Here is a 7,721-nt window from a genome sequence, read left to right as displayed (position 1 = left end):
GGGCACGACGCGCGCATCGCTCGTGGGGTAGGGCAAAGGAGTCAACCCCAGCCTGCGTGAGGAAAAGAGTCGGCCGATCACGCTTGCTGTGCCACAATCTCGCTGCGCTGCAACAAATGCGGCGCGCTCCGGCGGCCCTGGCCGCCGGTTCTCTTGCATCGTCACCAGTCCCGGCCTCGCGCGTTCGCGCTCGTATCAAAGGCCATTGCACCCGAGTGCATTCCGTCTGTTGGTCGATGTTTTTCTTGACCAATACCGCGCTGATGCGCGGCGATGACGGAACCGCCGGCAACCCGGCGGATGCTTCGTGACTGCTCCCATTCTTTCTTCCGTGGCTTCGACCTTCGACACGCTCGGTCTGGCTCCTGCGCTCGTGCATGCGGTGACCTTGCTCGGCTTCACCAAGCCTACCGGCGTGCAATCCGAGGCCGTGCCGGCTGCCCTGAAGGGCGGCGACTGGATGGTCAGCGCCCAGACCGGCAGCGGCAAGACCGCAGCCTTCCTGTTGCCCGTGCTGCATCGGCTGCTCAATGCTGGTGCTGCCGAGCAAACCCGCGCGGCCACGCCGCGTGCCGTGGTGCTGTGCCCGACGCGCGAGCTGGCGCAGCAAGTCACCGCCGACGCCATCGACCTGATGCGTGGCGTGGGCGAAGCGATGCGCGCCGACAGCAAGCACCATCCGCTGCGCGACGCTTTACGTACCTTGCGCATCGCGACGGTGGTGGGCGGCATGCCCTTCGGCAAGCAACTGTTCGACTTGCGCGGCGCACAGCTCGTGGTCGCAACGCCGGGCCGCCTGCTTGACCTGCACGCACGCGGCCAGATCGTTCTCGACCAGACGCAGGTGCTGGTGGTCGACGAGGCCGATCGCATGCTCGACCTCGGCTTTGCCGAAGACCTCGAAGCCATCCACCAGGCGACCGCCCAACGCGGCCAGACGCTGATGTTCTCGGCCACCTTCGCCGCGCGCATCATGGCCCTGGCGGCCAGGGTGATGCGCTCGCCCGGCCGCCTGGAGCTGTCGAGCGCGCACGATGTGCATGCCGACATCACCCAGACCTTGCACTGGGCCGACAACTTGAATCACAAGCACAAGCTGCTCGATCACTGGCTGCGCGATGCCGAGGTCGACCAGGCGCTGGTTTTCGCCAGCACCCAGATCGACACCGAGGCGATCGCCGAGCTGCTGCAGCAGGCCGGTCACTCGGCCGTGGCGCTGCACGGCGCCATGCCGCAAGCGGTGCGCAACCGCCGCCTGCAGCATGTGCGTGACGGTCATGTGCGCGTGCTCGTGGCCACCGACGTGGCCGCGCGCGGCCTCGACCTGTCGAGCATCAGTCACGTCATCAACTTCGGCTTGCCGATGAAGGCCGAGGACTACGTCCACCGCATCGGCCGCACCGGCCGCGCCGGCCGCAGCGGCACCGCGATCACCATCGCCGAGCACCGCGAACGCGGCAAGATCCGCGCGATCGAGGCGTTTACGCGCCAGCCGATTGAAGCCAGCGTGATCGCCGGCCTCGAGCCCACGCCGCAGGCAGCGCGCAGCGCCAAGCCGCTGCCGGGACAACGCCATGGCCAAAACCGCGGCGGGCGTCCGGGCGGCGGTGGCTTCGGCCGCGGCGCACGGCCGGCGGGTGGGCGTGACGGCGGCCCGCGCTTCGGCGGCTCGCGCGACGGCCGCTAGAGCGGGCCTTTTGTTGCTCCCTCCACCGCTGCGGGAGGGCTGGGGGGCCGGCCGGGCTTCGCAAAGCCGTGGGCGGGCGACGTGCTCCGCTTCACTGCGGCGGTCTCCGCCGCGCTGCGACTGCGGTGCTCGATGCTCCGAGCCTTGGGGCGAGCGCAGAACTCGCCCTTTTGGTGTTCGCATAACTTCGCTGCGCGAAGTGAGCAAACCCCCGCTGCGCGACGCCCGCTGCGCGGTCAACGGTGCTCGAACAAAGCGCTCTGTGCTGAGCGCCCAAAGGTCACGAAGAGGGCCCCTTCGGGTGACCCCTCGGGGGCAGGGAACGAAGTGAGCGTGGGGGCAGCTCAGCCCAGCGTGCGCCCGACCACGGCCAGTGCGAACACCGCCACGCCGAGCGCGAGGTTCACGCTCACGAGCTTGCGGATGGTCGGCAGCGTCGCCGCGCCGGCCGACCAGTCGCTGGCGGCGACGGCACGTTGCAGGCGCTTCACAGGCACCGCGCGCAGGTGGCCGTAGAGCGCCATCATCACCAGCCCCAGCGCCAGCATGGCATGCACGCTCCAGTGGACGCTGGCAAAGCCGCCGTAGAGCGCGATCATCGCCAGCCCGCTGGCCAGCAGCACCACGATCGCGAGTCCGACGCCGGCCAGGAAGCGCCGCAAGGTGGCGGCCAGCAAGGGCATGCGTTGCGGTGGCGACAGCGTCTCGAACGCGGCAGGGCGCACCGCGAACAGCAACGCGGCCATGCCGCCCACCCAGTAGGCGGCGGCCAGCAGATGCAAGAGAACGAGCAGGGCGTGGATGGGCATGGCAAGGGCTCATTGGAAGGACGGCGCAGTGTCGCAGGCCCGCCGCGCGTGCCGCACGATCGGGAAAATTTCCGGGCGCCGGGCGTGCTAGGGTCGCGGCCCGGATCGCCACATTCGCCACCGAATCCGACCGGCGGCGCAACTTATGGCGGTTCCCGGCGTCCCACCGGGCACGCCGTCTTTTCCAGCCACGGCAGCAGCCCAGGAGACACCAGGCAATGAACTCGCACCGCCCGCGCATCGCGGCATTCACCTCCAGCCTGGCGGTGCTCGCCGCTCTTGCCACTGCGCCGGCCGCGGCGCAGCCCGGCACCGGCACGGCCTACGTCAGCAACCAGGGTGGCGACGTGTCGGTGATCGATCTCGCGACGATGCAGCCCACCGGCACGATCGACGCCTACGGCGAGGAGCCGCGTGGCATCGGCATCACCGCCGACGGCAAGTGGCTGGTGGTCGCCAACCGCGAGGGCGGGCGCATCGCCATCATCGACCGTGCCAGCGGCAAGCTGGTGCGCCACGTGAAGATCGGCGCCAACCCGGAGTTCGTGCGGGTGCGCGGGCACCTGGCCTTCGTGTCCTTCGAGCCTTCGTCGACCGGCAAGCCGCCGCCCAAGGAAGGCTCACCCGAAGCGGCCAAGGAGGCGGCAGAAGATGACAAGCACAAGGAGCCGGCGCGCGTGGCGGTGGTCGACCTGAACAAGGGCAAGCTCGTGCGCACCATCAAGGGCGGCCTCGAGACCGAGGGCATCGAGTTCTCCGCCGACGGCAAGCACATCCTGGTGACCAACGAGGAAGACGACACCGTCACCGTCCACAACATCGCCAGCGGCAAGCTGGTCAAGAGCATCGACGTCGCGCCGCATGGCGACCGCCCGCGCGGCATCAAGCGCTCACCCGACGGCAAGCACTACGTCGCGACACTCGAGCATGGCAACACCTTCATCGTGATCGACGCCGGCTACAAGGTCATCAAGACCGTGAAGACCGGCGACTCGCCTTATGGCGTGGCCTTCGACCGCACGGGCGCGCGCCTGTTCGTGGCCAATGGGCGCGGCAAGACGCTGCAGGTGTTCGACACCAAGACCTGGACGTCGATCAAGGAAGTGCCCACCGGCAACCGCTGCTGGCACTTCAGCTTCACGCCCGACGACAAGCAGATCCTGGTGGCCTGCGGCCGCTCCGACGACGTGGTGGTGATCGACGCCGCGACGCTCGAGCCGATGCAGCGCATTGCCGGCAAGAAGCTGCCCTGGGGCATCGTGACCTACCCCAAGTCGTTCGGCAGCCTTGACCAGCCGGAGTGAGGCAGAAGCATCCATGTGTGCCTTCGACCCATCGACGGGCATGACGCTGCTCGGCTCCGGCGTGAAGCCGGTGTTGTCGAAGTAGGCCGACCGCGGCGACCGTCCGACGCGAGAGCACCGTGATCAAGAACTTGCTTGCCACTCTGGTGCTCGCGGTGTGCGTGTTGTTGCTGCTGCGGTTGGCGCTGGGCACGCGCCGGCGCCAGCGTGTCGATGCGGTGCTGCTCCGTGCCGCACGCTCGATCCGCTACGGCACGCTGGGCGCCTGGCAGCGCACCACGGTGCGCCGCGCTGCCGCTCGCGAAGCGCAGGACGCCATCCGCCGTGCGCAGCGACGAAAGCCGGAGCGCGACGGCAACGTGATCCGCCCCAAGCAGTTTCAGGACAAGCCGCGCAAGCCGCACTGAAGGCGGGGACGGCGGCGGGGACCGCGCGGCGTCGTCTCGAGCGCTTCCCCCGAATCGGGTGGACGGGGCGCTTTGGGCACGTGGCGTGCTACGAGTCGCTCAACCCGAGCGACGCGCTTTGCCGGCCCAGCCCGGCTCATAAAAAACGGAGACCGCCATGCGCCATTGGCTGCTGCCCCTCACGCTTTGCGCTGCCCTGCTCGGCGCCTGCACCACCAACGTCGTGAACCCGGTGACCGGCAAGGAGGAGCGCACCGTCCTGTCCGAAGACGCCGAGGTCAAGGAAGGCAAGCAGGCGCACCAGCAGGTGCTCGCCGAGTACGGCGCCTACGGCGACGCGCGCGTGCAGGCCTACGTGAACGACGTCGGCCAGCGCCTGGCCAAGCAGTCGCACCGCGCCAACCTGCAGTGGACCTTCACCGTGCTCGACAGCCCCGACATCAATGCCTTTGCGCTGCCGGGCGGCTACGTCTATGTCACGCGCGGAATCATGGCCTACATGGAAAGCGAGGCCGACCTGGCCGGCGTGATGGGCCACGAGATCGGCCATGTCACCGCCCGCCACGGCGCGCAGCGTGCCACCCGCCAGCAGCGCGCCGGCCTGGGCGTGCTGGCCGCCAGCGTGCTGGGTGCGGTGCTCGGCGTAGGCGACGTGGCGAGCCAGTTGTCGCAGGGCGTCGCGGCCGGCTACATCGCCAGCTACAGCCGCGAGCAGGAGCTGCAGGCTGACAAGCTCGGCGCCGAATACCTGGTGCGCAACAAGTACGACCCGAAGAACATGGTCGACGTGATCGAGGTGCTCAAGAACCAGGAGCGCTTCGCCGCCGACCAGGCGCGCGCGGAAGGCAAGAGCCCGAAGCAGGGCGCCGACTGGTTGTCATCGCACCCGAGCAACGATCAGCGCCTGAAGGACATCACCGCCATCGCCGCCGGCTACAAGGCTCAGGGCCCGTTTGTTGACGACGGCCGCGCGCGCTACCTGCAGGCCATCAACGGCATGAACTTCGGCGACAGCCGCGAGCAGGGCGTGGTGCGCGGGCGCAACTTCTATCACGAGCCGCTCGGCATTGCGCTCACCGCGCCGCAGGGTTGGAAGATCCAGAACGAGGCCGAGGCGATCAGCCTCGTGAGCGCAGCGGGCGACGCCGGGCTCGTGGTGCAGACCGTGCCGCCCAAGGCCGGCACCACACACGAGGAAATTTTGCGCAATGGCCTCAAGGCCACCCAGGGCAACGTGGAAAAACGGCAAATCAACGGCCTGGCGGCCACGCACTACAGCGGCACGCGCCAGACCGCGCAGGGCCAGGCGCAGCCGGTCGAAGCCACCGTGGTGACCGGGCCGGAAAACCGCAACTACCTGCTGCTCTACGCCGGCAAGGACGCCGCGGCGGTGCAACGCGCGGCCGGGCAATTGCGCGAGGCCGAAAGCTCGTTTCGGCCGTTGAGCGCCACCGATCGCACGGCTGCACGGCCGTGGGTGCTGCGCACCGTGGCGTTGCCGCGCGGTGGCTTTGCCGAGCTGGCGCGTCGTACACAGCTGACCACCAACCCCGAGCAGCAGCTGCGACTGATGAACGGCGTGTACGGCGGCGGCGAGCCGCAGGCCGGGCAGTTGGTGAAGACGGTCGAGTAGCAGATCAGTGCGCGACGGTGGGGCCGCGTTTGCTGCGGCGCGTCCTGGCGGCCGCGGTCAGCGCGGTGCGTTCGACGCTGCAAGGGCCGCGCTTGCAATCGCGGTTCGAAGCACCGGTCCTGCTAAAGCGGATCACCGCAAGACCAAGGTGGCGGTACGGGAGCGCGGTTTGCTCGCAATCCGTGGCTCGGCGGCATTTGGCCCCGGGCCCGCTCCCCAACACGCCTCAGGAGTATTGCCATGACTCACCCACGGTTTTCGTACCTCGCCGCGGCCTTGCGCTGGTCCCTCGCCGGCGCGATGGCGCTGACGCTCGCCGCCTGCGGCGGCAACAGCGACCCGCCACCGCCGGTGACGCTCACCGCGTCGCTCTCCGGCGACCAGGAGGTCACCCCGACGGCCACCGGCGCACTCGGCACCGGCACGCTGACGCTGGAATCGTTCTCGCGTGCGGTCACCGGCAGCATCACGCTGAACGGCCTGACGGCCACCGCGGCGCACATCCACGACGGCGCCATCGGCATCAACGGGCCGATCATCGTGCCGCTTGCGGAGACCGCCGCCGGCAGCGGGGTGTGGTCCGTGCCGGTCGGCAGCGTGCTCACCGAGGCGCAGGCCACCGCCTTCAGCGCGGGGGGCCTGTACTTCAATGCCCACAGCGCCGCAAACCCGGGCGGTGAAACCCGCGGGCAGATCGGCCGCCAAGTGTTCGCCGCGCAGATGTCGGGCGCGCAGGAGGTACCCGCCAATGCGTCGGTGGCCACCGCCAACGGCTTGCTGAGCCTGGACCCGACGACGAAGAAGTTCACCGCGCGGGTCACCGTCTCGGGCATCGCCGCCAGCGCGGCGCACATCCACGACGGCGTGCTTGGTGTCAACGGCGCGATCATCTTCCCCTTGACCGAGACGGCGCCCGCCAGTGGCGTGTGGGTCGCGGCCGCGGACGCGACCCTTAGCGACGCGCAACTGGCCTTGCTCAATGCCGGCGCGCTGTACTTCAACGCGCACAGTGCGGCCCTGCCGGGCGGTGAGGTGCGCGGACAAATCGGCCGCAACGTGCGCTACGCGAACCTGAGCGCAGCGCAGGAAGTGCCGGCCAACGCGTCGACCGCCACCGGCACTGGCACGCTCGTCATCGACCCTGCCACACGCGGCGCGAGCGGCAGCATCGTCCTGACCGGCATCACCGCCGCCGCTGCGCACATTCACCTCGGCGCGCCCGGCGTCAACGGCCCGATCAACGTGACGCTGACGGATGCCGGTGGCGGAACCTGGACGGTGCCCGCGAACACGGTGCTGACTGCCGACCAGTTGAAGGCCTACAAGCAGGGCAACCTGTACTACAACGCGCACAGCGCGGCGTTTCCGGGCGGGGAGATCCGCGGGCAGATCCTTTGACTGCGGCCACCCCGAGCCAGCGACTGCAGAAAGCGGCACCACGCGAGCGGCAGGGTGCGGGGCTACTCCGGCGTCGACGGATCTTCGTCGGCGCCTCCATCGGCCAGCGCCTGGCGGGCCAACTCGTCTTCGCTGAGTTCCGGCGCGGCCTCCAACGCGGCGAGTTCTTCGAGCATCTCCTGCGTCGGCTCGGCGTTGCCGAGCAACACATCTTCAAGCGAGGGGTGGGCGACCGCGACTTCCTCGTGATCCTCGGGTGCCGGGTGTACCTCGGCCGGATGCAGCGCGGGCAGCCTGGCGGCGGCGAGTTCGAGTTGCTGTTCGATCAGTCTGGAGAAGTCACCGTCGGGCGGTGTGTCGGTGGGGTTCATACAAGCCTCCTGCAAGTGCCGAGGCTATCTTCTGCTTGTTAGCCGCGCAGCGCCAGTCGCAGGCGAACGTGGGCGGGTCCGGTTTTACGTGAGTTGCGCCCGACCGCCGCCG

The 7,721-nt window shown here is 69.2% G+C and carries 7 protein-coding genes; 5 read left to right on the top strand and 2 right to left on the bottom strand.

What is annotated here, in order from left to right; translation table 11 throughout:
• Positions 1-307 precede the first annotated feature (307 nt).
• Positions 308-1,687 carry a DEAD/DEAH box helicase gene (locus tag RMO12_RS09470; protein ID WP_309625595.1) on the top strand — a complete coding sequence of 460 codons (1,380 nt, stop codon included), beginning with the start codon at positions 308-310 and terminating at the stop codon, positions 1,685-1,687.
• 344 nt (positions 1,688-2,031) lie between these two features.
• Here RMO12_RS09470 and RMO12_RS09465 read toward each other — a convergent pair whose 3' ends face one another.
• Positions 2,032-2,496, bottom strand: a complete 465-nt coding sequence (locus tag RMO12_RS09465) for a CopD family protein (RefSeq protein WP_309625596.1) — start codon at positions 2,494-2,496, stop codon at positions 2,032-2,034.
• Positions 2,497-2,714: 218 nt separating this feature from the next.
• Between RMO12_RS09465 and RMO12_RS09460 the strand changes: the two genes are divergently transcribed.
• The 4 genes from RMO12_RS09460 (at position 2,715) to RMO12_RS09445 (ending at position 7,238) form a co-directional block, all read left to right on the top strand.
• Positions 2,715-3,800, top strand: a complete 1,086-nt coding sequence (locus tag RMO12_RS09460; protein WP_309639103.1) for a beta-propeller fold lactonase family protein — start codon at positions 2,715-2,717, stop codon at positions 3,798-3,800.
• Between the two features lie 119 nt (positions 3,801-3,919).
• The gene (locus RMO12_RS09455; protein ID WP_309639102.1) at positions 3,920-4,207 is read left to right on the top strand and encodes a hypothetical protein; all 288 of its coding nucleotides are present in this window, start codon (positions 3,920-3,922) and stop codon (positions 4,205-4,207) included.
• 157 nt (positions 4,208-4,364) lie between these two features.
• The gene (locus tag RMO12_RS09450) at positions 4,365-5,840 is read left to right on the top strand and encodes a M48 family metalloprotease (RefSeq protein WP_309639101.1); all 1,476 of its coding nucleotides are present in this window, start codon (positions 4,365-4,367) and stop codon (positions 5,838-5,840) included.
• Between the two features lie 240 nt (positions 5,841-6,080).
• Positions 6,081-7,238, top strand: coding sequence for a CHRD domain-containing protein (locus tag RMO12_RS09445; protein WP_309639100.1), 1,158 nt, complete (start codon positions 6,081-6,083; stop codon positions 7,236-7,238).
• Between the two features lie 62 nt (positions 7,239-7,300).
• Here the strand turns inward: RMO12_RS09445 and RMO12_RS09440 are convergent, their stop codons facing one another.
• The gene (locus tag RMO12_RS09440) at positions 7,301-7,609 is read right to left on the bottom strand and encodes a hypothetical protein (RefSeq protein WP_309626693.1); all 309 of its coding nucleotides are present in this window, start codon (positions 7,607-7,609) and stop codon (positions 7,301-7,303) included.
• Between the last annotated feature and the right edge of the window lie 112 nt (positions 7,610-7,721).

The sequence above is a fragment of the Methylibium sp. genome (assembly GCF_031393925.1).
Taxonomy (GTDB): domain Bacteria; phylum Pseudomonadota; class Gammaproteobacteria; order Burkholderiales; family Burkholderiaceae_C; genus Methylibium.
This window is presented reverse-complemented; position numbering and strand designations above follow the sequence as displayed.

Excerpts from the sequence above, each read along its gene's own strand:
- RMO12_RS09465 (WP_309625596.1), bottom strand. The coding sequence starts at position 2,496 with ATGCCCATCCACGCCCTGCTCGTTCTCTTGCATCTGCTGGCCGCCGCC.
- RMO12_RS09460 (WP_309639103.1), top strand. The coding sequence starts at position 2,715 with ATGAACTCGCACCGCCCGCGCATCGCGGCATTCACCTCCAGCCTGGCG.
- RMO12_RS09450 (WP_309639101.1), top strand. The coding sequence starts at position 4,365 with ATGCGCCATTGGCTGCTGCCCCTCACGCTTTGCGCTGCCCTGCTCGGC.
- RMO12_RS09445 (WP_309639100.1), top strand. The coding sequence starts at position 6,081 with ATGACTCACCCACGGTTTTCGTACCTCGCCGCGGCCTTGCGCTGGTCC.
- RMO12_RS09440 (WP_309626693.1), bottom strand. The coding sequence starts at position 7,609 with ATGAACCCCACCGACACACCGCCCGACGGTGACTTCTCCAGACTGATC.